23 protein-coding genes are annotated in these 22,040 nt (G+C 65.3%); 15 read left to right on the top strand and 8 right to left on the bottom strand.

Going from position 1 to position 22,040, the window contains the following annotated elements; all coding sequences use genetic code 11:
- Positions 1–70: 70 nt before the first annotated feature.
- Positions 71–1,090: an NAD(P)H-dependent flavin oxidoreductase gene (locus MNAB215_RS24950; protein WP_077081167.1), complete on the bottom strand. Its 1,020-nt coding sequence runs from the start codon at positions 1,088–1,090 to the stop codon at positions 71–73.
- 88 nt (positions 1,091–1,178) lie between these two features.
- Here MNAB215_RS24950 and MNAB215_RS24945 point away from each other — a divergent pair, with 88 nt between their 5' ends.
- Genes MNAB215_RS24945 through MNAB215_RS24935 form a run of 3 tightly spaced genes read left to right on the top strand, consistent with a single transcriptional unit; the run spans position 1,179 to position 5,073 of the window.
- Positions 1,179–2,798, top strand: a complete 1,620-nt coding sequence (locus MNAB215_RS24945; RefSeq protein ID WP_077081166.1) for an arylsulfatase — start codon at positions 1,179–1,181, stop codon at positions 2,796–2,798.
- Positions 2,798–4,021, top strand: coding sequence for an FAD-dependent oxidoreductase (locus MNAB215_RS24940; protein ID WP_077081165.1), 1,224 nt, complete (start codon positions 2,798–2,800; stop codon positions 4,019–4,021). Before MNAB215_RS24945 ends, MNAB215_RS24940 begins: the two co-directional genes overlap by 1 nt.
- Positions 4,022–4,047: 26 nt before the next feature.
- The gene (locus MNAB215_RS24935) at positions 4,048–5,073 is read left to right on the top strand and encodes a Gfo/Idh/MocA family protein (protein ID WP_083746245.1); all 1,026 of its coding nucleotides are present in this window, start codon (positions 4,048–4,050) and stop codon (positions 5,071–5,073) included.
- Between the two features lie 3 nt (positions 5,074–5,076).
- On the opposite strand, the gene MNAB215_RS24930 is transcribed toward MNAB215_RS24935, so the two are convergent.
- Positions 5,077–5,895: a sugar phosphate isomerase/epimerase family protein gene (locus MNAB215_RS24930; protein WP_077081163.1), complete on the bottom strand. Its 819-nt coding sequence runs from the start codon at positions 5,893–5,895 to the stop codon at positions 5,077–5,079.
- Positions 5,892–6,251 (bottom strand): SecDF P1 head subdomain-containing protein, encoded by a 360-nt coding sequence (locus MNAB215_RS30390; RefSeq protein WP_245830394.1) that lies wholly within the window; start codon positions 6,249–6,251, stop codon positions 5,892–5,894. The genes MNAB215_RS24930 and MNAB215_RS30390 overlap by 4 nt, the downstream gene beginning before the upstream one ends.
- Between MNAB215_RS30390 and MNAB215_RS30605 the strand changes: the two genes are divergently transcribed.
- The gene (locus tag MNAB215_RS30605) at positions 6,250–6,381 is read left to right on the top strand and encodes a hypothetical protein (protein WP_281253348.1); all 132 of its coding nucleotides are present in this window, start codon (positions 6,250–6,252) and stop codon (positions 6,379–6,381) included. The two genes, MNAB215_RS30390 and MNAB215_RS30605, sit on opposite strands and share 2 nt — an antisense overlap.
- Before the next feature lie 97 nt (positions 6,382–6,478).
- Here the strand turns inward: MNAB215_RS30605 and MNAB215_RS24920 are convergent, their stop codons facing one another.
- Positions 6,479–7,153 (bottom strand): LuxR C-terminal-related transcriptional regulator, encoded by a 675-nt coding sequence (locus tag MNAB215_RS24920; RefSeq protein ID WP_077081161.1) that lies wholly within the window; start codon positions 7,151–7,153, stop codon positions 6,479–6,481.
- Positions 7,154–7,274: 121 nt separating this feature from the next.
- On the opposite strand from MNAB215_RS24920, the gene MNAB215_RS29855 reads away from it, so the two are divergent.
- The 10 genes from MNAB215_RS29855 to MNAB215_RS24875 all read left to right on the top strand — a co-directional run bounded on the left by MNAB215_RS29855 (position 7,275) and on the right by MNAB215_RS24875 (position 17,168).
- The gene (locus MNAB215_RS29855; RefSeq protein ID WP_245830475.1) at positions 7,275–7,430 is read left to right on the top strand and encodes a DUF6131 family protein; all 156 of its coding nucleotides are present in this window, start codon (positions 7,275–7,277) and stop codon (positions 7,428–7,430) included.
- 85 nt (positions 7,431–7,515) lie between these two features.
- The gene (locus MNAB215_RS24915) at positions 7,516–8,091 is read left to right on the top strand and encodes a hypothetical protein (protein ID WP_077081160.1); all 576 of its coding nucleotides are present in this window, start codon (positions 7,516–7,518) and stop codon (positions 8,089–8,091) included.
- Positions 8,088–8,594: a hypothetical protein gene (locus tag MNAB215_RS30385; protein WP_077081159.1), complete on the top strand. Its 507-nt coding sequence runs from the start codon at positions 8,088–8,090 to the stop codon at positions 8,592–8,594. The genes MNAB215_RS24915 and MNAB215_RS30385 overlap by 4 nt, the downstream gene beginning before the upstream one ends.
- Positions 8,595–8,734: 140 nt before the next feature.
- Complete coding sequence (locus MNAB215_RS24905) at positions 8,735–9,433, top strand: TetR/AcrR family transcriptional regulator (RefSeq protein ID WP_077081158.1); 699 nt, start codon at positions 8,735–8,737, stop codon at positions 9,431–9,433.
- Positions 9,434–9,681: 248 nt separating this feature from the next.
- Positions 9,682–10,884, top strand: a complete 1,203-nt coding sequence (locus MNAB215_RS24900; protein ID WP_077081157.1) for a cytochrome P450 — start codon at positions 9,682–9,684, stop codon at positions 10,882–10,884.
- Positions 10,881–11,720 (top strand): mycofactocin-coupled SDR family oxidoreductase, encoded by an 840-nt coding sequence (locus tag MNAB215_RS24895; RefSeq protein WP_077081156.1) that lies wholly within the window; start codon positions 10,881–10,883, stop codon positions 11,718–11,720. Before MNAB215_RS24900 ends, MNAB215_RS24895 begins: the two co-directional genes overlap by 4 nt.
- A gap of 39 nt (positions 11,721–11,759) precedes the next feature.
- Positions 11,760–12,731, top strand: a complete 972-nt coding sequence (locus tag MNAB215_RS24890) for an enoyl-CoA hydratase/isomerase family protein (protein WP_077081155.1) — start codon at positions 11,760–11,762, stop codon at positions 12,729–12,731.
- A 19-nt stretch (positions 12,732–12,750) separates the two neighbouring features.
- Positions 12,751–15,114, top strand: a complete 2,364-nt coding sequence (locus MNAB215_RS24885; protein WP_077081154.1) for a CaiB/BaiF CoA transferase family protein — start codon at positions 12,751–12,753, stop codon at positions 15,112–15,114.
- Positions 15,111–15,875 carry an SDR family NAD(P)-dependent oxidoreductase gene (locus MNAB215_RS24880; RefSeq protein WP_077081153.1) on the top strand — a complete coding sequence of 255 codons (765 nt, stop codon included), beginning with the start codon at positions 15,111–15,113 and terminating at the stop codon, positions 15,873–15,875. The genes MNAB215_RS24885 and MNAB215_RS24880 overlap by 4 nt, the downstream gene beginning before the upstream one ends.
- Positions 15,876–15,881: 6 nt before the next feature.
- Positions 15,882–17,168 (top strand): hypothetical protein, encoded by a 1,287-nt coding sequence (locus MNAB215_RS24875; protein WP_077081152.1) that lies wholly within the window; start codon positions 15,882–15,884, stop codon positions 17,166–17,168.
- Here MNAB215_RS24875 and MNAB215_RS24870 read toward each other — a convergent pair.
- From MNAB215_RS24870 to MNAB215_RS24860, 3 genes are read right to left on the bottom strand one after another with little or no spacing between them, the layout of a single operon-like run.
- Positions 17,154–18,134, bottom strand: a complete 981-nt coding sequence (locus tag MNAB215_RS24870) for a cyclase family protein (protein ID WP_077081151.1) — start codon at positions 18,132–18,134, stop codon at positions 17,154–17,156. The genes MNAB215_RS24875 and MNAB215_RS24870 overlap by 15 nt on opposite strands.
- A complete protein-coding gene (locus MNAB215_RS24865) occupies positions 18,134–18,679 on the bottom strand; it encodes a carboxymuconolactone decarboxylase family protein (protein WP_077081150.1) in 546 nt (181 codons plus the stop codon). Before MNAB215_RS24865 ends, MNAB215_RS24870 begins: the two co-directional genes overlap by 1 nt.
- Positions 18,676–19,866 (bottom strand): alpha/beta fold hydrolase, encoded by a 1,191-nt coding sequence (locus MNAB215_RS24860; protein WP_083746244.1) that lies wholly within the window; start codon positions 19,864–19,866, stop codon positions 18,676–18,678. The genes MNAB215_RS24865 and MNAB215_RS24860 overlap by 4 nt, the downstream gene beginning before the upstream one ends.
- A gap of 89 nt (positions 19,867–19,955) precedes the next feature.
- On the opposite strand from MNAB215_RS24860, the gene MNAB215_RS24855 reads away from it, so the two are divergent.
- Complete coding sequence (locus tag MNAB215_RS24855) at positions 19,956–20,576, top strand: TetR/AcrR family transcriptional regulator (protein WP_077081149.1); 621 nt, start codon at positions 19,956–19,958, stop codon at positions 20,574–20,576.
- Here the strand turns inward: MNAB215_RS24855 and MNAB215_RS24850 are convergent.
- Positions 20,573–21,934 (bottom strand): HNH endonuclease signature motif containing protein, encoded by a 1,362-nt coding sequence (locus tag MNAB215_RS24850; protein WP_077081148.1) that lies wholly within the window; start codon positions 21,932–21,934, stop codon positions 20,573–20,575. The two genes, MNAB215_RS24855 and MNAB215_RS24850, sit on opposite strands and share 4 nt — an antisense overlap.
- Positions 21,935–22,040: the final 106 nt, after the last annotated feature.

The raw sequence follows: 22,040 nt of genomic DNA, 5'->3' as shown, positions 1-22,040 counted from the left end.
GATGCGTGGTGAGTGGACGGGGTCGGCGATAGCGCCCAGTCCATGAATTGCCACACGGCGGCACTCGGGATCACAAGTCAGAAGCCAGCCGCCCCAAGATGTCTGACGTCGCTTCGGCGGTGGCATGCCGATACCCGGTGCCCGCCCAGAGGTGCACGTAGTCGGGCTTGCCCGCGGCCGCCGCTGCTTTACGCAGCGAAGTGGTGAGATAGTGCAGGGCCGGATAGCCCAGCGGCGCCTCGGCCTCGTGGGCGTCGATGAAGGCGTTGCGCAGGCCGCGCGCCGGGCGCCCGGTGAAGGCGTGGGTCAACACCGTCTCGGTGCGGGCCGGATTGGTCAGCGCGGCCTGGTGCGTGGCCGACGCGCCGCTCTCGGTGGCACGCAGCAGAACGGTCCCGACGACCGCCGCGGCGGCGCCCGCACGCATCACGTCGGCTACCGCGCCGGGGGTGGCGAGCCCGCCCGCGGCCAGCACCGGCAGTCCCACCGTGGCGACAATCTGCTCGACGAGATCGACGAGGGGGACCGGTGTCAGCGGTCGCCGCGGCGTGAGCGTGCCGGAATGCCCGCCGGCCACCGCGGCCTGCACCGCGAGCATGTCGACCCCGGCATCGCGTGCCTGCGCCGCCTCCTCGGCGGTGGTCACCGTCTGCACGACCACGCTGCCCGCCTGCCGAAGCGCGGCGATGACGGTGCCCGGGGGAATGCCGAAGGTGAACGACACCATCGGCACCGGGTCATCGACCAACAGCGCGATCTTCTCGTCGAACTTGTCGGTGTCTTCGATCGGTTCCGGCGGCAAGGTCAGGCCGAACTGATCGGCCTCTCGCTGGATAATCGCGGCGTAAGCATGGTAGTCATTGGGGTCGACCGGCAACGGATTCGGGGCAAAAACGTTGACGCCGAACGGAATTCCGGCCGCACGAACAGTTTTGATCTCGGCTTCGATCGCTTCCACGGTTTTGTAGCCCGCCGCGAGCAGGCCCAGGCCGCCGGCCTGAGTCGCCGCCGACACCATGGCCGGCGTGGTCGGTCCGCCCGACATCGGGGCCGCGATCAGGGGAATGGACATCCCGAACTGAGTCAACATCTGTGTGCCCTTCGTCCCTTTCCCGACGCGAGGTAGCGCCGCGTACAAGCATTCCATTCGGCGGCCAGACCTGACAGGATGCTTCACCGTGACGCGGCCCAACTTCTTGGTGATCGTCGCGGACGATCTCGGTTTTTCCGACATCGGCTCGTTCGGCGGCGAAATCAACACCCCCAACCTCGACCGGCTCGCCTACGCGGGGGTCCGGTTGACCGACTTTCATTCGGCACCGGCCTGCTCTCCGACACGGTCGATGCTGCTGACGGGAACCGATCACCACATCGCCGGCATCGGCACGATGCTGGAGGCCGCGGGCCCGGGGGCGTTCCAGGGAGCCCCGGGCTACGAGGGCTATCTGAACGATCGGGTGGTCGCGCTGTCCGAGCTGCTGCGCGACGCCGGCTACCTGACCCTGATGTCGGGCAAATGGCACCTGGGCGACACGATCGACAGGTCGCCGTGGGCCCGCGGGTTCGAGCGTTCGTTCGCACTCCTGCCGGCCGGCGCCAACCATTACGGCGGCCCGGGCGGCGGTTTCTCCCCGGTGCGGACGCTTTACACCGAGGACGACCAATTCGTCACCGTCGGCGAGGACTTCTACTCGTCGGACTACTACACCGACACCCTGCTGCGTTACTTCAGCGAACGCCCCGAGGACGACGAGCGGCCGTTCTTCGCCTATCTGCCGTTCCAGGCGCCACACTGGCCGCTGCAGGCCCCCGGCGAATCCACCGCCGGCTATCGCGGTCGCTACGACGCCGGCCCGGACGCGTTGCGCGAGGAGCGCCTGGCCGCGCTCAAGCGGCTCGGACTGTGCCCCGAGGACGTCACGCCACACCCCGTCGTGGCCGACGGTGCGCCTGAGTGGGCCGACATGACGGATGACGAGCGCGCGATCTCGACGCGCACCATGGAGGTCTACGCCGGCATGGTCGACCGGATGGACTGGAATATCGGCCGGGTCGTCGACTACCTGACCGAGACGGGGGAGCTCGACAATACGGTCGTCATCTTCATGTCCGACAACGGCGCGGAGGGCGCGATCGTCGAGGCGATGCCGCTGCTCGGCCCGCGGATCCTCAAGCTGGTCGAGGAGCACTGCGACAACAGCCTCGACAACCTCGGCAACGGCACGTCTTTCATCTGGTACGGCCCCCGCTGGGCCCAGGCTGCCACCGCGCCGTCGCGCCTGCACAAGGCGTTCACCACCGAGGGCGGCATCCGGGTGGTCGGGTTCGTCACCTGGCCGGGCTTCGCGCGGCAGGGTGAGATCGGCACGGCGTTCGCGACCGTCATGGACATTGCGCCGACCGTGCTGGAACTCGCCGGCGTGCCCCATCCCGGCACGTCGTACCGGGGTCGCGAGGTGGAACCCATGCGGGGCCGCTCACTGGTGAGCTACCTGTCGGGCGCCACCGAGGCCGTGCACGACGCCGACACCGGCACCGGCTGGGAGTTGTTCGGGCGCCGCGCTATTCGTCAGGGCGACTGGAAGGCGCTGCACCTGCCTGAGCCACACGGCACGGGCGACTGGCAGCTGTACGACCTGTCCGCGGACCCCGGCGAGATCGAAGATCTGGCCGCCGCGCGACCCGACAAACTGGCCGAGCTGCTTGCGTTGTGGGATCGCTACGTGCAAGAGACCGGCGTGATCCTCGACCCGCTCTCGGTTTTCGAGATCGACCTCGAAACCGTTCCCGACGACTGATGGCCGCGAAGACCACGTGCGCCATCATCGGTGGCGGCCCGGCCGGAATGGTCCTCGGGCTGCTGCTGGCTCGGGCGGGAGTGGACGTCACCCTGCTGGAAAAGCACGGTGACTTCCTGCGCGACTTTCGCGGGGACACGGTGCATCCCACAACTCTGCGGCTTCTCGACGAGCTCGGCCTGTGGGAGCGCTTCGCGGCGATGCCGCACAGCGAGGTGCGCACCGCGAAATTCGAGGCCGGCGGCCGCTCGGTGACCTACGTCGACTTCGGGCGACTCCGCCAACCGCATCCGTTCGTCGCGATGGTGCCGCAGTGGGACCTGCTGAATCTGCTCGCCGAGGCCGCCCAGACGGAGCCGAGCTTCACGTTGCGGATGAACACGGAGGCGACCGGACTACTGCGCGACGGCGGACGGGTCACCGGGGTGCGCTACCAGGGACCTGACGGGCCGGGCGAGCTGCGCGCGGAGCTGACGGTGGCGTGCGACGGCCGCTGGTCGGTCGCGCGTCGCGCCGCCGGCCTCGACACACGCGAATACCCGGTCAACTACGACGTGTGGTGGTTCCGCTTGCCGCGCGAAGGTGCCGCGGAATTCTCGTTCCTGCCGCGGACCGCGCCGGGTAAGGCCCTCGTCGTGATACCACGCGAAGGCTATGACCAGATCGCGTACATCGGGGCCAAGGGCACCGACGCCCAGCTGCGGGCGCGGGGCATCGAGGCGTTCCGGCACGACATCAGCGGCCTGCTGCCCGATGCCGATTCGGTCGACAGCCTCGAATCGATGGACGACATCAAGCACCTCGATGTGCGGGTCGATCGAGTGCGGCGCTGGCATGTCGACGGCCTGCTGTGCATCGGCGACGCGGCGCACGCCATGTCGCCGCTGGGTGGCGTCGGCATCAACATGGCGGTGCAGGATGCCGTCGCGGCCGCAACGATTTTGGCCGAGCCCCTGCTGCGGCACCGGGTCACGGATCGCGATCTCGCGGCGGTACGTCGCCGACGGTTGTTTCCCACCGCGGTGACTCAGGGGGTACAGCGACTGCTGCAGCGGATGCTGCTCGGTCGGTTGCTGCGCGGCGAGGACCCGACCCCGCCGGCGGCCCTCCTCGGCCTCATGGAGCGGTTGCCGTGGTTGTCGTTCCTGCCCGCCTACTTCATCGGCGTCGGGGTGCGCCCAGAGCGAGCGCCCGCTTTCGCCCGCCGCGGACCCGGCTTGTAGCCCGCCCGCCGCGACGCCTGTGCCGGATGAGACCGAGTGCTAGCGTCGGGTCCGTGTCTGGACATGGAACTCCGCTGCGGATCGGGATTCTGGGTGCGGCCCGCATCGCACCCACAGCGCTGGTCAACCCCGCGAAGGACAACGCCGACGTGGTCGTCGCCGCGGTGGCCGCGCGCGATGCCTCGCGTGCCCAAGCTTTCGCCGCCAAACACCACATCGCCCGGGTACACGACGACTACGAGAAGCTGGTCGCCGACCCGGATGTCGACGCGATCTACAACCCGCTGCCAAACGGCTTGCACGGCAAGTGGACCCGCGCCGCGCTCGAGGCGGGCAAGCACGTGCTGTGCGAAAAGCCGTTCACTGCCAACGCCGCCGAGGCGCGCGAGATCGCCGAACTGGCCGCGAAGTCCGACCGGGTGGTGATGGAGGCCTTCCACTACCGCTACCACCCGTTGACGCTGCGGATCGAGCAGATCATCGCGTCGGGGGAGCTGGGCACGCTGCGGCGGGTGGAGGCCACGCTGTGCTTCCCGCTGCCGAGGTTTTCCGATATCCGTTACAACTATGCGCTCGCCGGCGGAGCGACGATGGACGCCGGGTGCTATACGGTGCACATGCTCCGCACGTACGGTGGTTCGACGCCGGAAGTCGTTTCGGCGCAGGCAAGATTGCGCGACCCCCGGGTCGACCGCGCGATGACGGCAGAGTTCCGATTTGCCGCCGGACACACCGGCCGGATCCACTGCTCGATGTGGTCGCGGCGCCTGCTGGACATCAGCGCCAAGGTCATCGGCGACCAGGGCGAGCTGCATGTGCTCAACCCCGCGGTGCCCAGTCTTTTTCACCGGCTCTCGGTTCGAACGGGCAACGACAATCGCGTCGAACACTTTCCCCGCCGTGCGTCATATGCCTACCAGCTGGACGCGTTCGCCGCGGCGGTGCTGCGCTGTCAACCATTCCCGACAACCCCGCAAGACGCGGTCGTCAATATGACCGTTATCGACGAGATCTATCGCAAAGCTGGACTTCCGCTTCGCGAACCGAGCTGAAAGTCATTGCCCACGTTCGGATAACAAATGTCGAGCGGCCCGGACACAGGGCCGCATCCGGTCGATCGGACTCACGCCGGCCAGCGCCAATGATCGCCTCGGCACTTCGATTTCGAGCACAATGTCGGGCGCAAGCACCGCCAGGAGGTCGCCGAGCGGCAGTTCGCCTTCGCCGGGGACCATCCGCTCAAACATGGCTTCCTCCATGTAGTTATCGAGGCGTGGTTGCAGCGTCGTGTCGTTGAGTTGGGCGTAGCCGATGTGCTCGGGGTTGACGGCGGCCAGGTCGGCCGCGGTGGCGCCAGACCGCACCAGGTGCATGGTGTCGATCAGCAGCCGGAAGTCGGGCCGTCCAACGTGGTCGCGAGCGGCCAGCGCGGTGGGCAGGTCGCCGACCGTCAGGCCCGGCACCGGTTCGACGTCGGTTTCCATGCCGAATTGTGCGGCCAGCTCTGTCAGCGCGGCCAACTGGTCGAAAGTGCGGTTGAGATCGGGGTCCAGGCTGACGACGTTGATCCGCGGCACGCCGAGTTCGGCCAGGACCTCGAGATCCCCACGGAATGACCTGATTTCGGTCTCCGGTAGCACCAGGAACCCGTCGCCCAGCGAGATCGCCACGCCGCGGTGACCCATGGCGGCGAGCAGATCTCGTCTCAGGGTGGGATCGTCCTTCAGCGAATAGAGCGGGTAGCCGAGCGGAAGCAGTGGCCCTCCCCGCACAACAATCGACATATAGCGGCAACCAAGATCCGCCGTGAGATCGACGAAATCGGATGGCGGAAGACCGAATCCGTTGAGAAAACCGATCGCGAGCTGATTCATGTGGGGCGGCCGGCCAGCTGGGCCAGCTGATCCGCGGCCGGTGCGGTCTGCGTGGTCAGTGCGACCTGCCCCGAGGTGACCAGTTCTTCGATGATCGGCGCCTCCAAGACGAGATCGTCGCGGATGAAGGCGATGTGGGCGTGCAGATGTGCTGCGGTGAACGACGCCCACGCGGTCGCCGACGTCGGGTTCATCCTCAGATTCACTTCATAGAAGTCCGACGTCAGCAGCCTCGGCGGGTCCACATGTGTCAGCGCGAGCTGCATGCTCTCAGGACCGAGCGTGTAGAGGGTGGCCCGGGCGAGGGCGCAGGGGAGCAAGCCGTTGGCCGACGGGGTCGGGGCAGTCGGATTCATGGCGGGGCACTTGTCGGGCATCGTCGGCTGCGATTTCAACACCGGCCGTACCGGAAGCGGCTGGATGGTCGCCGCCCGCGGTGGCGGCGGTGGCGCCGGCGTCGCCGAGGTGGCCAAGCCTGCGTGTTGAGTTGCGTGGCAGCCACAGGCCGCGGCTCCCAGCAGGATGGCACCGGCGAGCCGGGCACTAAGAGCGGACGTCGACGCCTTGACGGCACGGCGGTGTGTCACGGGCCGCCGCGCCAGTGTTCGATGCGGTGATGGTCGGGGGTGAATCCGTGATTCACGCCCCACAGCACGGCCTGGGTGCGGCTGCCCACGCCGAGTTTGCGATAAATCGTGCGGATGTAGGACTTCACAGTGTTGGGACTCAGATAGGTCAGTCGTGCGATGTCCGCGTTGCTCTTGCCTTGGGTGATCAATGCCAGAATCTCCGCCTCGCGGTCGCTGAGCCCTTCGCCGCGCCCGGGCCAGTCCAGCCCGGGCGCGCTGCGTGCCCGCGCCGCCACATCACTGATGACCACCTCGCCGGCATGCACCGCCTCCAAAGCCGCGACCAGCTCGCGTGCAGGCAGGGTCTTCGACAGATATCCCTGCGCTCCGTGCCGACGTGCACTTTCCACTAGATCGGAGTGAAAGTTCCAGGTGTAGACCACAACTCGACGTGCGCGGGGATTGGCGACCAGGACTCCGATCTCTTCGTGATCGGACTCGGGTTGGGCGAAAGAGTCGTACAAAACGATATCGACGGCGTCTTCGACGGGCATGGTGGAGTCGAGTTCTGCCACCAGGACACGGTCGCGGTACGGGTCCAGCATGTTGGCCACGCCTTTTACGACAACGTCGTAGTCGTCGACGAGCGCAATGGTGATCGGTGCGCTAGTAGTCGACTCGGGCGGCATGACGGGGACATTACCCCCCTAAGGGTGTATTGCTACCCCCCTTAGGGGTGGTCGACTGAGATCAGCGTCGGGTCAACCGACTCGACCATCAACCAGTCATTACGCAATGGAAGGTCGCACCATGATCATTCTCGGCATCGTCTTACTCATCGCAGGATTTCTCCTCAAGATCTCAATCTTGTGGACCCTGGGGATCATCCTGCTCGTCATCGGCGCAATCCTGGCAGTCCTGGGCAGCACCGGGCGTGCGATCGGCGGCCGTCGGCACTACTTCTGAATGACCCGTCAGCCAGGCGCCGCCCGTTTGACGTTTGGCTCGGGACCGCCCGGGTTATTCGACATGAGTACGAGAGGAGCATGAAATGCCCGTCTGGGAATGGATTTTCGCCGCCGCCATCGTCGTTATCGTGGTCGCCGCGTTAGTCATCGCGGCACGCTTGCTCGGCAGTCGCAGGAAAACAGCGCGAATGAAGCAGCACTATGGCCGCGAGTACGAACGGCTGGTCTCCGAGGCCGGAGGCCAAAAGGCGGCCGAGAAGGAACTTTCCGCCCGAGAACGCAAGCGAGAAGAACTCGAGATTGTTCCGCTGTCGCGAGCGTCCTTGGCGGACTTCACCGCCCGCTGGAGCCAGGTGCAGACCGGCTTCGTCGACAATCCGACAACTGCCGTCGGCCTCGCCGATCGTTTGATAACCGAGGTGATGCGCGAACGGGGTTATCCCGTCGACGATTTCGATCAGCGAGCTGCCGATATCTCGGTAGACCATCCGCAGATTGTCGAGAACTACCGCACCGCGCATCGGATTCATCTGGCGCAGCAGGACGGTGATGTCAGCACCGAGCAGCAACGGGAGGCATTCGTGCACTACCGCGCGCTGTTCGACACGCTGCTGGAAAAAACAACAGACGACAACGCGTCACAGGAGGCAAGCGCATGACAACACACGATCACCCAACTCTGACCGGTTCGCAGGACGAGGCCCAAACGGGGGACGCGGCGCCACCACCGGTGAGCGAAGACGTGGAGCCGACCTTCCGGCAGGAGCAGGACCAAAGCCCGACGCCGCCCGCCCCGGCGGATCCTTCGAGCGTTGCCGAAGTATCAGCACCGACGGATCAGGTACCGGCTGTACCCGCGAAACATTCGGACGCAGCACACGAATCATCAACCGAGGACCTGCTATTCGGCGATGAAGAGCTAGCGGAATTGCGTTCGCGATGGGCTGCGGTCCAGGCAGCTTTTGTCGATGATCCCAGCGAGTGCGTGCAGAAGGCAGATGTCCTCGTCTCCGATTTGGTCGACCAACTCACGACCGGGTTCGCCAATGCACGCTCACGTCTCGAGGAACAGTGGGCCCGCGGCGAACAGGCATCCACCGAAGACCTTCGCGTAGCGCTCATGCACTACCGCGAATTCTTCGAGCGCTTGCTGGCTGCCTGACGCAGCAAACCTGCAGTGCTGCAACAGTTTGCGACACTTGCTTCCCATAAAAGGCATCGCCGTACCATCCCGGTGCGGCGATGCCACTATGCATGCTCCATTGCCCACACTATGAATATAGAGTAGCCTCTCGGTCCAAGATGGCTCGATACAGTCCCGTGTCAGCGAAAAGGCGAAAGCCAAATCCTACGGAACGCCGCCGCGACCTGTGCGATGCGGCGATCGCGCTGCTGGCCGCGGATGGGGCCAAGGGCCTGAGCCACCTGAAGGTGGATCGCAAAGCGGACGTCCCCGACGGCACCACCTCGTTCTATTTCCGGACCCGCTCCGCGTTGCTGCGCGCCGTCGCCGAGCGGCTGGCCGAGCTTGACCTGCAGAGCCTGCAGACGATCGCCGACAGTGCCGACAGCCAGGGCGCCAATCCGTCGCCCTCGTTGCTGGCGCAGCTCGTCATTCAGGCCGGCAGCGAACCACAGTTATCCCGAACGAAGGCCAGATACGAGCTGACGATGCAGGCCGCGCGCGACCCCGCGATGGCCGCGATTCTGCAGCAAGCCACCGATGGCTTCACTAAATTGCACAGCGAGATCCTGGTTCAACTCATGCCGCACGGCGCCGAATTGGAGTCCGCGGTGATCGAGGATCTGAGCAACGTGACGTTGACCTTTATCAACGGCCTGTTGCTGCGATTCGCGCACGGCGACCGTGTGGTCGACAGTCCCGAGCAACTCGATGGAATTCTGTCGGCGATCGCCGCGGGCATCCTGAAGAGCCCCCAGAAGGGGCAGCTGACGGATGGCGATGCGGCACACCCGGCGCGTCGACGCGACACGGGCTAGCGGCGAATTTCGCGGCGTTGGGTCTTGCCACAGGATGAGCGATATGGTTCTCTACGAGAATAGAGTAATCCGGAGTTCGCGGACCTCGGTGAGCCCGCTGTCAGCCGGATCCGTGCGCGTGTCAGAGCGACTCGATTAAGCGGAGTGTACAAATTGTCCTACCCAGATCCGGCGCTGTTCCACCGACAGCCCCCGCACCGCCGCAGACGATGCGGACATCCGAAATTCATAGCGCCAGGAGGGGTTTCGTGACGGCGAGTACCGAGAGCCATGTTCGTTTCGATCCGTACGACGTCGAGTTGATCGCCGACCCGTATCCGATGTTTGCGCGCCTGCGCGACGAGGCGCCGCTGTACTACAACTCCGAATACGACTTTTATGCACTGAGCCGGTTCGCCGATGTCAACAAGGGCATCGTCGACCACGCCACTTATAGCTCCGCCCGGGGCGTGATCATGGAGCTGATCAAGGCCGACCTCGAGATCCCGTCGGGCCTGCTGATCTTCGAGGACCCGCCGATCCACGACGTGCACCGCAAACTTCTGTCGCGCATGTTCACCCCCCGCAAGATCAGCGCGCTGGAGCCGATGATCCGCGAGTTCTGCGCGCAATCGCTGGATCCATTGGTGGGCTCCGGCCGGTTCGACTTCGTCACCGACCTGGGCGCGATCATGCCGATGAAGGTCATCAGCGCGCTGCTCGGGATTCCTGAAGAAGATCAGGAGTACATCCGCGATCGGGGCAACGCCCAGCTGCGCACCGAGCCCGGCAAGCCGATGAGTGCCGCCGAGCATGGTTTGTCGGTGGGCGAGCAGTTCGAGGCCTACATCGACTGGCGTGCCGACAATCCGTCCGACGACATCATGACCGAGCTGCTCAACGTCGAGTTCGTCGACGAGACCGGAACCACCCGCCGGCTCACTCGCCAGGAGATCCTCGTCTACGTCAATGTCGTGGCCGGCGCCGGCAACGAAACGACAACGCGGCTGATCGGTTGGGCGGGCAAGGTTCTCGCCGAGCACCCCGACCAGCGCCGCGAACTCGTCGAGAATCCGGCGCTCATCCCGCAGGCGATCGAGGAGTTACTGCGCTTCGAGCCGCCCGCACCGCACATGGCGCGCTACGTGACGCGCGACGTCACTGTATACGACCAGACGGTGCCGCAGGGCAGCGTGATGCTCATGCTGATCGGGGCCGCCTGCCGCGACGAACGCCAGTTCGGACCCGACGCAGGCGAATTCAACATTCATCGCCCCGCCCGGCCGCACCTCACGTTCAGCGTCGGCGCCCACTTCTGCTTGGGTTCGGCGCTGGCCCGGTTGGAAGGACGTGTCGCGCTGGAGGAAATTCTCAAGCGCTTCCCGGAGTGGGAGCCTGATCTGGCCAACGCGACGCTCAGCCCGACGTCCTCGGTGCGGGGCTGGGAAACCCTCCCGACGTTGGTGCCGTGACGACCGGCCGGGTCGAGGGCAAGGTCGCCTTCGTCAGTGGTGCCGCCCGCGGGCAGGGCCGCAGCCACGCGGTGCGCCTGGCACAAGAGGGCGCCGACATCATTGCGATCGACATTTGCGGGCCGATCGATAACTTGGCCTACCCGCATTCCACCCCGGAGGATCTCGCCGAGACCTCCGATCTGGTCAAGAATCTCGACCGGCGCATCGTGACCGCGCAGGTCGATGTCCGCGACTATGACGAACTCAAAGCCGCGGTGGATAGCGGCGTGGAACAACTCGGTCGGCTCGACATCATCGTCGCGAACGCGGGTGTGGGCACCGATGGCCGCAAGCTGCACAAGATCAGCGAGAACATCTGGCAGGACATGATCGACATCAACCTGAGCGGCGTGTGGCACACCGTGAAAGCGGGCGTACCCCACATCCTTTCGGGCGGCCGTGGTGGCTCCATCGTGCTGACCAGCTCGGTCGGTGGGCAAAAGGCCTACCAGAACACCGGCCACTACATCGCCGCCAAGCACGGCGTGATCGGCCTCATGCGTGCCTTTGCCGTTGAGTTGGGCCCGCAGATGATCCGGGTCAACACCGTGCTGCCCACCCAGGTCAGCACCACGATGCTGATGAATGACAACACATACCGGCTCTTTCGCCCAGATCTGCCCAATCCCGGGCCGGACGACTTCGCCCCGATCTCGCAGATGATGCACACATTGCCGATCCCCTGGGTGGATCCCATCGACATCAGCAACGCGGTCCTGTTCCTCGCCTCTGACGAATCTCGTTATGTCACTGGCGTTTCGCTTCCCGTCGATGCGGGCAGTTTGCTCAAATAAGCAATAACTCAATTAAGCACAACGAAGTGGAGAGAATTCATGCCTGAGTTTGATTACGAAAAAATGAAAGAAGAAGCCGCGCAGTACATCAAGTTCGAGAAGGACAAGAAGAACCGGATCGCTTACATCACCTTCGATCGCCCCGACGCGCAGAACGCCACCAGCTTGGGAATGCGTCAGCTTTATGCCGACCTAATCCACAAGTGCAATGTGGACGACGACGTCAAGGTCGTCGTGATCCGTGGCGAGGGCGAAGATTTCGGCAGCGGTGGCGACCTGCCCGAACAGCGGGGCATGATCGAGAACCCCGGCATGCCGCTGCTGCACGAACTCGCGATCAACGATGACGATGTGAAGTACCCACCCGGTGGCTCCTACCGCTACCTGTCCACCGTGACTGATTTCTATGCCAAGGCCCGCGCGGGAAACCGCCCCCTGCAAGAGCTTCGGAAGGTCAGCATCATCGAGGCCAAGGGCTACTGCTACGGCTGGCACTTCTACCAGGCCGGCGACGCCGACCTGGTGGTCTCCTCCGACGACGCCCTGTTCGGACACCCCGCGTTCCGGTACGTCGGCTGGGGACCCCGGCTGTGGTGGTGGGCCGAGACCATGGGACTGCGTAAGTTCTCCGAAATGCTGTTCACCGGGCGGCCGTTCAGCGCGAAGGAGATGTACGACTGCGGGTTCGTCAACAGCGTTGTGGCCCGCGAGGACCTGGAAGCCGAGACGCTGAAATACGCGTTGGCCTGCTCCAAGTCCCGCCCGACCGACACGGTCGCGGTGCAGAAGACCTTCCTCGAGCTGTACAAGCAGCACAAGGGTGAGTACTTCGGCAGCCTTCTTGTCGGCATGGTCGAGGGCATGCTGCCGATGATCCAGAACGATGAGGAGAACACCGTCGACCTCACCGAGGGCACTTTCAACAAGGGCCTCAACAACGTGGTGAAGGACAACGACATGAACTTCCCACCGGAGTGGCGCCTGAGCCGCTCGGGTCGCGCGAAGCCCTGAGCGCTTTGGGAGAGCCTGCATGTCGGCGCTGACCGGGTTCAGGGTCGTAGAGCTGGCCGGGTCGGTCGCCGGGGAGTACTGCGGAAAACTGTTGGCCGACTTCGGCGCCGAGGTCATCAAGGTCGAGTCGCCCGGGAGCGGTAGCCCCACCCGGGCGATGGCTCCTATCGTGCGCGACGGGCCCGACGGCAGTGCGTTGTTTGCCTACCTCAACACGAACAAGCAATCCGTCGTGCTCGACGCCGCCGGCGTCGAGCATCTCCACGAGCTGATCGGCACGGCGGATGCGGTCATCGACGACCGCACGACCAGTTGGGCCGAACAGCACCCGAATGTGGTCTTCTGCTCGGTCACCCCGTTCGGCCAGGATGCGCCCACCGAGTTCGGAAACGCGAAGAGCATCAATGTGTTCCACGCGAGCGGCTGGGGATATCACACTCCCAGCCATCCCGACCCGAAACTGCCGCCGCTACAGGGGCCGGGGCGATTCCTCGCCGACTACGAAGCGGGCCTGGATGCGGCGCTGTGCATTGCGTCCTGCCTCTTTGGCCGAATGCACACGGGTCGGGGCGAATTCATCGACATCTCGCAGCAAGCCGTGCTCGTCTCGCGCGCGGACTGCATCCTGGGCCGATTCATCACCGGTGAGGTCCCGGCCGAGGGCACGCGCGACGATTTCGACCAGCAGGGTCCCGCGTCGTTTTTCGCCTGCGCCGACGGGTTCGTCTACCTGTACATGACCAGCCGCGCTCACTGGCTGGGGGTCAAGGCTCTGATGGGGGAGCCGCAGTGGCTCAACGAGTTCGACGACGACTGGCTGGAATTCTCGGTCACGCCGGCCAAGGTCGCCACCTTCCAGCGAGGATTTGCGCAGTGGGTCCGCGGCTTGGCCAAGGACACCGCAGCCGATCAAGCTCAGCGCCTGGGTGTGCCGCTGGTTCCGGTCAACGGCGCCGCGGATCTGCATCAGTCGCCCCAGTACCGCCACCGCCGGTTCTTTCGCGACGTCCGGCACCCGGTGCTGGGCGAGGCATCCTATCCCACAGTCCCGTATGCGCTGAGCGCATCACCCGCTGAAATCAACTCGGCAGCACCGACTCTCGGCCAGCACACTGATGCAGTGCTACGACAAAGCACCACCCCGCACGCCGCCCCGGTGGCGCGGGCTCCACAACTGAAGCCGTCGCACACTCGGCGCGGGGGCCCGCTGGAAGGGGTGCGCGTCGTCGAGCTCACCAAGGTGTGGGCAGGCCCGTACGCGGGGAAGCTACTGGCGCTGTTGGGCGCTGAGGTGATCAAGGTCGAGACGGCCGCCATCCCCGAGGAGATGCGGGCCTACGGCGGCACCGACATCAACCATGCGCCTTTCTTTCTGAGCATCAACCCCGAAATCCTCAGCGTGGACCTCGATATCAAGTCGCAGGAGGGGATGGCGTGCCTGCGCGAGCTGATCGCGCGCAGCGACATCGTCATCAACAACCTGCGGCCGGGCGCGATGGAGCGCCAGGGCTTGGGGTATGAGCAGCTGACCCAGATCAAATCCGACATCGTCGCGGTGTCGATCAAGATGTGGGGCAACGACGGGCCGCTGGGGCATCAAACCGGCTATGCGCCCTGCTTTTCCGCGCTGGCGGGGCTGGCGTCTTTGGTCGGCTACCCGGGTGGGCCGCCACTGGGAGCGAGCATGCGGTACGGCGATTCCACGGTCGGTGCGGCCGCCGCTTGCGCCGCCGTGGTGGCGTTGCTGCATCGAGAGCAAACCGGCGCCGGTCAATTCGTCGATGTGTCGGCCGTGGAAACGCTGTCCTCGATGATCGGGGATTGCCTGCTCGAACAGAGCCTCACCGGAAAACGCCTCGGGCCCAACGGCAACATTCACCCGGACCTGAGCCCTCACGGCTGCTACCCCTGCGCGGACGGTGCGTGGATCACCATCGCAGTAGCCGACGACGACCAATGGCAGCTACTGTGCGGCGTCCTGAGCCCGGCGGCACTGACCGACGACCCGCGCTACACGACGAGCAGCGAGCGGCACGACAATTCCGACGCCCTCGACAACGACATCGCCCGCCTTACCCGCAACCACGACGCCGACGATCTTGCCTACCGGCTGCGTGCGGTCGGGGTGCCGGCGAGCAAGAGCGCCACGGCTGTCGATGTGATTGGCGATCAACACCTTTGGGACCGCGAGCTATACCGGTTCGTCAGCGATCACCGCGAAGGACAGCGTCCGATACTGGGACCGTCGTGGCGCATGACGCGCAACCCGGCGCGGATTTCGCGCGGCGCGCCCGACCTCGGCGAGGACACCGACTACGTTGTCAACCAGATACTGGGTGCCGGGGCACGGGTGGCCGGAACACCGACGACGGGTGGACTATGACGCAGCTACTGGCGAAGACGGCAGCGCTGGTGACCGGCGCCAGCAGCGGTATCGGTGCGGCGACGGCGAAGGCGCTCGCGGCCCAGGGCGCCGCGGTGGCCCTCCTCGCACGCCGGGCCGACCGGCTGGCCGAACTCCAGGCCGAGATCGAATCCGCCGGCGGCACGGCCCTGGTCGTGCCCGCGGATGTCACCGACGCTGACCAGGTGGCAGCCGCCGTGCAGCGCACCGTCGCCGAGTTGGGACGCCTCGACATTCTGGTGAACAACGCCGGGCTGATGCAGTCGGCTCCGGCGGTGGAGGCACCGCTGAAGGACTGGGACGCCATGGTGAGCGTCAACGTGCGGGGCGTCCTCTACGCCACGCGCGCTGCGCTTTCCCACCTGATCCACGCGGCCGCCGATTCACCGCGCGGCGTGGCCGACCTCGTCACCATCAGTTCCACCGCCGGCTGGGTCGCCCGGCCCAACACCGCGGTGTATTCGCTGACAAAATTCGGCGTTAATGCGTTCAGCGAAGGCATCCGGCAAGAGGTCCTCGGTCAGCGCGTTCGCGTCGGCGTTGTGGGCCCAGGCACCGTCGACACCGAGATCTTCCACCATCTCGCCGAACCATCGCGCGAGGCGTTCGAAAAGCAGACCGCCGGCATGGTCAAACTGCGGTCCGAGGACATCGCGGACGCGGTGCTGTTCATGGTGACCCGCGATCGCCGCGTCGCGGTCAACCACATGCTGGTGCGCGCGGCCGAACAAACCTGGTGACCCACGATGCACACCGATGATCGCTGGGTCACCGGTGACCAGTATGGAATGGCATTTCCGGCCGACCCGGCAACCTTGCTCGACGGCGGAACGCAGTTCCTCACCAATGCATTTCGAGCCTCCGGCGTGCTCACCGACGGCAATGCCGTCACCCGGATCGCCGAGTTCCGTGAGGCCCCCGGCGGCAGCACCGGACGCAAAGTCATGATGTCGGTCGAATACGCACAAGACACCCCAGGCCTGCTGACCCAACTGTTCGTCAAGTTCTCCCGCGATCTGGACAACCCGATCCGCGATCGCGGAAAAACCCAGATGGAGCCCGAGGTGCGGTTCGCCGCGCTGTCCCGCGTTCCGGAGTTCCCCATCGCGGTGCCCCGGGTGCAGTTCGGCGACTACCACCGGCAAAGCGGTACCGGAATACTCATCACCGAGCGAATCCGATTCGGCAGCAACGGAATCGAACGCCAATACCACAAGTGCCTGGACTACGAAATGCCCGAGCCGCTCGAACACTATCGCGCACTGCTCACCGCACTGGGCCGGCTGGCCGGCACGCAGCGATCCGGGCGCCTGCCCGCTGGGCTGACGGCGGACTTCCCGCTGGACGTACAGGCCGCGACGGTGGGTGAACGCGCGCCCATGTCCGCCGACAAGCTGCAACGACGGGTGAACCAGCTGGCCGACTTCGTCGCCGCACGGCCCGGCCTGCTGCCCGCCACTGTCGGCTCACCAAAGTTCCTGACGCGCTTGCGCGCAGACGTGCCGCGGATCGCGCAGCACGAGCACCTGATCACGCGCCAGCTCGCCGCCGACGCCGACTACGTCGCGCTGTGCCATTGGAATGCGAACATCGACAACGCGTGGTTCTGGCGCGACACCGACGGTGTTCTGCGGTGCGGGCTGATGGACTGGGGCTGCGTCAGCCAGATGAACCTGGGCATGGCGATCTGGGGAGCCATGTCCGGCGCCGAATCCGGCATGTGGAACGCCCATCTCGACGAATTGCTGCAGATGTTCGTCGCCGAAGTTCGGCACGGCGGCGGCCCCCTACTGGACCCCGATCGGCTGCACCGCCACACGTTGCTCTATGCCGCCGCGATGGGAGTCGCCTGGCTGCTGGACGTTCCGGCGTTGATCCGCAAGAGGTTCGGGGCCGACGCGCCGAGCGATCGCCGGGACCCGCGGATCAAGGACGACGAAAGCGTGCGGGCACCGCTGCAGATGCTGGCGAATCTGCTATCCCAGTGGGAGCGGCACGGCATCGAAGATCTGCTTGGTTCACTTGAGAGCTAACGCCGACACCGGGCTGCCAGATGCTCCGGTGAGCGGCAGCGGTGATGCCGCGAACATGAACTCATGGACGCCGTCTGATTGGCAGTCGTCGGAGAGCGCATCGAGGTCGAACATTTCCCCGAAGGCCAACCCGGTGTGGGCGAGACTGACCACGTGAAGTGGTTGCCAGCAATCGATTTCGTTGGGCAGCACCTCAATTCCCCAGGTATCGGCGGCGATGGCGGCGATGTCCTGATCGCGGATCCACGGAGCCGTGTGCAGCGAGAGGCCCGGGGAGGGCCCACCGGCATAGTCTCCCCAACGCTCGCGCCGGGCACCCAGAAAACCGGTGCGGACGATCAGCGCGTCGCCCGGGCGGATCTCGAGATTCTTTTCCGTGAGGTACCCGTCGAGGTCATCGGTGGTGATGGCGTAGCCGGGTTCCAGGGAGTGCACGCCCCAGTGAGCGGCAAGGTCGACGAATACACCGCGGGTGACGATCTTGCCGGTGTAGTTCTGGACGCCGTTGGCGCGACTGCCCGCCGACCCCGCCTCGGCCGCCGAGAACCCGTTGTACATCTGCCCTCTCCAGAAGAAATGGCACAGCGCGTCCCATTGCGTGCCCGATTGTGTTGGCATCACCAAGACGTCGTCGTAGTAGCCGGCGGTGGATTGCCCGGTCGATTTCCTCAGTTCCTGGAGGGTCTGGGTTTCCCGGTCGTACTGCTCGCCGACGAGGTATCCCGGTCCCGAGGTGAGTTGGTACAGATGGGGATTGGCCCTGCCGAGATACCCGGTCTGCGGGCCGTGCGCGTCGTAGGGCATGGTCAGCGAGATCATTCGACCGACCTTCACCAGCGCAGCCGCCTCGCGGACTGTGTCCGAGGTGATGAGGTTGACCGTGCCCAATTGGTCGTCCGGGCCCCACCGGCCCCAGTTGGAGCACCGCTCGATGTAATTCTCCAGCAGGGCGAGGTCGTCGATCATCAGAGCTGTCCTGATTCCATAGTGGTGTCGGCGATGCCCCAATCGACCGGCCCGCCATCGAGTGGCACCTGCAGCGATCTGAGGAATGCGGCGCACAGAACGTAGGTGCCCGCCAGCAGGGTGATCTCGGCTACTTCGTTGTCGGAGAAGTGCTTTCGCAGGCCGTCAAGAGTTTCCTGGCTCGCGCCGATGTTCCCGACCAGCGAGTCGACATATTCGACGAGCGCGGTCAGCGACGGATCCTCGAAGTCTCGGTTCCGGAGATTGAGCAGCTGCGCCAGCACCTCCTGGCTAGTCCCGGTGCGTAACGCTTCCGTTTTGTGCTGGACCAGCTCGTACTCGCAGTCAGCGGCAACGCCGACCCTGACGATCACGCGCTCGCGGACCAGCGGTGTGATCGCCGCGTCGCGAAAGCTCAGCGCGTACCTGAGATACGGCACCGTCTGCCCCTTCGTGTGCAGCATCATGCGCGTCAGGTTGATCGGGAAGAGCTCATATTGGGCCTGCTTCTCGGCGTCCAGCTCCGGGTACGGGAAGACCGTCATCGCTCGTCTCCGTCCGGGGCGGCGCGTCCGCCGGTTGCGTCGACCCAGTCGAGGATCACCTTGATGGCCAGTCCCGTGTTGCCGATCTGGCAGTGGTTTTGAGCCTGTTCGGCTTCGGTGAAGACCCGGGCGCTCACGGACGGCGCGGCGGTCAGGGTCAGCACCTGGTCGCCAAGCTGGTGCAGCGGCACGTAGTGGTCCTTCGTGCCCGCCATCAGCAGCACGGGTTGGGTGACCAACGGCGCGACGTCGTCGGTGCGGTATTCCTGCCACACCGTGAGCGCCTCTGACGGTGTGGCCACCCCCATCACGCGCTTGGCCTGTTTGAAGCCCCACTCCGTCAGCAGGTCTACTTTTCCGATCGCCTCGAAGGCCGCGTCAATCACCGGGGCCGGAATTCGGTCGGCATTCGCGCCGATGCTTCCCAGCGCCAGGCCGGCTGGGCTTCTGGTAATGCACTCGAACAGTTCGGTCATGATGTCGAAGGCGATGACGCGGCTCACCCGGCGTTCCCGGGCGGCCGCGCGCAGGACCAGACAGCCGCCCAGGGAGAAACCCATCAGGGTGACATCATTCAGCCCGAAGTAGTCCAGCACGGCGGCCACCGGCAAGTGCCAGTCCGGGGTCATCGGCGTGCCCGCGTCCAACACCGTGCCCTGGCCGGGTCCGTCGAAGATCACGGTGTCCAAACCCGCGTCGCGCAGGGCGATCGCCGCGGGAAGCCATTCCACGATGTAACTGTCGAACCCGCCGAATACGACGATCGTCCCGCGCGGTTGGGCCGGCGTGAAGCGGTAGGCCGACAGATGCGTCCCCTGGTAGGGGACCAGATGATGGTCATCCGGCGTGACACCGTTTCCCGCCAGGACGTTGTCGAGGAAACGTTGCAGGGCCGGCTCGTATCGCGGATCGTCCGGGTCGAGGAAGAACTGCGCTCCACGGGCGTAGTAGGCGGCCGGCAACGGGCGACCGGCGGCCAGCGCGTTGTCGCTGAGCTCAAGCATCTCCCTCGTCCAGTCCGGGTAATTGGAAATGCGGGGGACTGCAGCACGGATTTCGTCCAGCATCTGCCCGTCGTTGGCCCAGCCGTAGAACCGGTTCAGCTGGAAGTTGAGCGAGACGTTGGGGTGGAGCTCGTAGTACCCCACCCGAAATCGGCCGATGATCTCCTGATCGCTGATAGTCATGCTGATGTCCCCTGTCTATCTAACGCTACCATTCGTTGCATTAACGACTATGGCACACTGGATTGCTAAAGACAACAGGAGGTTGCGTTATGGACACTGCATCGCCGGGCAGCATCCGTCCGGGTGGCCGCACCACACGGGTGCGGTCAGCGGTGTTCGATGCCACGCTCTCTATGTTGGCCGAATTCGGGTACGCGGGCCTGTCGATCGAGCGCATTGCCGATCGGTCTGGAGTGAACAAGACGACGATCTACCGGCGCTGGCAGACCAAGGAGGCCGTGCTCGCCGCCGCCGTCGACGATGTTGCCGCAGAGGTGTTTCCGATCCCCGCGACGGGCTCGATCGAAGAGGATTTACGCGCATTCGGGCGCGGGTTGGTGGATTTTCTGACCGATGAGTCGCCGGCCGTTGCCGGCGTGGTGCGCGCACTGTTCTCCGATGCGGCCTATGAACCGCAGGTTGCCGAGCTCAAGCGAAACCTTTTTGCCAACCGGCATCGGGCCGCGACGAGCATGGTCGACGCGGCGGCCGAACGGGGCGAGTTGCCCGCGGATGTCGACAGTCGCGAGCTCGTGGGCCTGGTCGCCGCACCGCTCTACTACCGGAAACTGGTGACGGAAGAACCGCTCGATCACGCCGTCGCCGACTCAGCGGCCGGCACGGCGTTGACGGCCGTCCGGGCGGGTGCTTGCCGAACACCCGCGAGCTAGGGCGCGTCGTCGTCTCCGTCGTGAAGCAGTTTCTCGGGATGATGAAAGGTGTTGGTGCGCGGTCGGCCTCGATCCAGGTGGGGTGGAGGCAACCATTCGGTGTCGCCCTTGGCGTTCTTGCGGGTGACCCAGCCACCGGGGCGCAGGAGGCGGTGGTGGGGTCCACAGGCGAGGGTTAATTCGTTGACATCGGTCGTGTGGCACTTGGCCCAGTCATTGACATGATGCACTTCGCAGTAATAGCCGGGTACGGTGCAGCCGGGAGTCGAGCACCCACGATCCTTGGCGTACAGAACAATTCGCTGCGACGGCGACGCCAGACGCTTCGTGTGATACAGCGCCAACGGCTTGCCCTTGTCGAAGATCGCCAAATAGTGCCGTGCATGACGGGCCAACCGGATCACATCGCTCATCGGCAGAATGGTGCCACCGCCGGTCAGCCCCCGCCCTGCGGCAGCCTCCAGTTCTGCGAGAGTGGTCGTGACGATGATCGAGGCCGGCAGCCCGTTGTGCCTGCCAAGCTCACCCGAAGCCAGTAATGCTCGAAGCGCCGCATTCAACGCGTCGTGCTGTCGTTGGCCGGCACTGCGGCAATCTCGCTCGATGGCTTGCTCGTTGGGAGTCCCATCCACACATGGACTTTCGTCCTCGGGATTGCACATCCCCGGGGCAGCCAGCTTTGCCCAGACAGCTTCTACTGTGGCACGGACTTCAGGGGTCAGCCAGCCGCGCAACTCCGACATCCCATCGGAACCCTGCTGGCCGAAGGTTAGTCCGCGGCGCCGCGCCCGGTCCTCATCGCGGTAGTTGCCGTCGGGATTGAGGCAATCGGCCAAAGTGGCGGCCAATTTAGCGATTTGTTCAGGCCGAAACTTGGTGCCCTCCATGGCCATCTTTGCTTCGACCTGTGCGCGTGTCACCGCGTCGACCCAGCTAGGTAGCTCGTGATAGAACTTGCGGATGACCGCCACCTGACCGGGCCCCAACGTGCCCTGACACTGCTTAGCGGCGGTCGCGGCCAATATTGGCCCGAGCGGTTCACCGGTGAGCCCGATGCGCGACCCCAGATCGGCCGCCTCTTTGATCCGCCGCGTGGCTTCGGCGCGACTGATCAATGCCGATTCGGCGATCGCGTGCGACAGCGTGCCGCCGAGCTCTTCGGCCGTGGCCTGCCGGGCCAGGCCGTTGATCAGTGGATGCTCCACGGCTGGCAGTCGGCGGCGCACCTTTTCGCAGCGTTCCAACAGCGCCAATTGCTCACGCGGGACCAATCCGTCGCAGTCACGTGCGACAAGATCGTCGAAGGCGGCGTCAATGGCGTCGAAAGCCGCTGACAATGCTTCCCGGTCGATACTCACACCCTGAAACTAGCGCAGCCCACCGACAGAAACCGCGCCCCGTGTTGGTGCTGAAGCCGCAGTGGCGCAAGAGATTCGGAGCAGCGGCTCAGCGGCGCCGTCTGGT

Source organism: Mycobacterium numidiamassiliense (assembly GCF_900157365.1).
In the GTDB taxonomy this organism is placed as follows: Bacteria; Actinomycetota; Actinomycetes; order Mycobacteriales; family Mycobacteriaceae; genus Mycobacterium; species Mycobacterium numidiamassiliense.
Note: the sequence above shows the minus strand (reverse complement) of the source record. Positions and strands in the feature narration are given on the sequence as shown.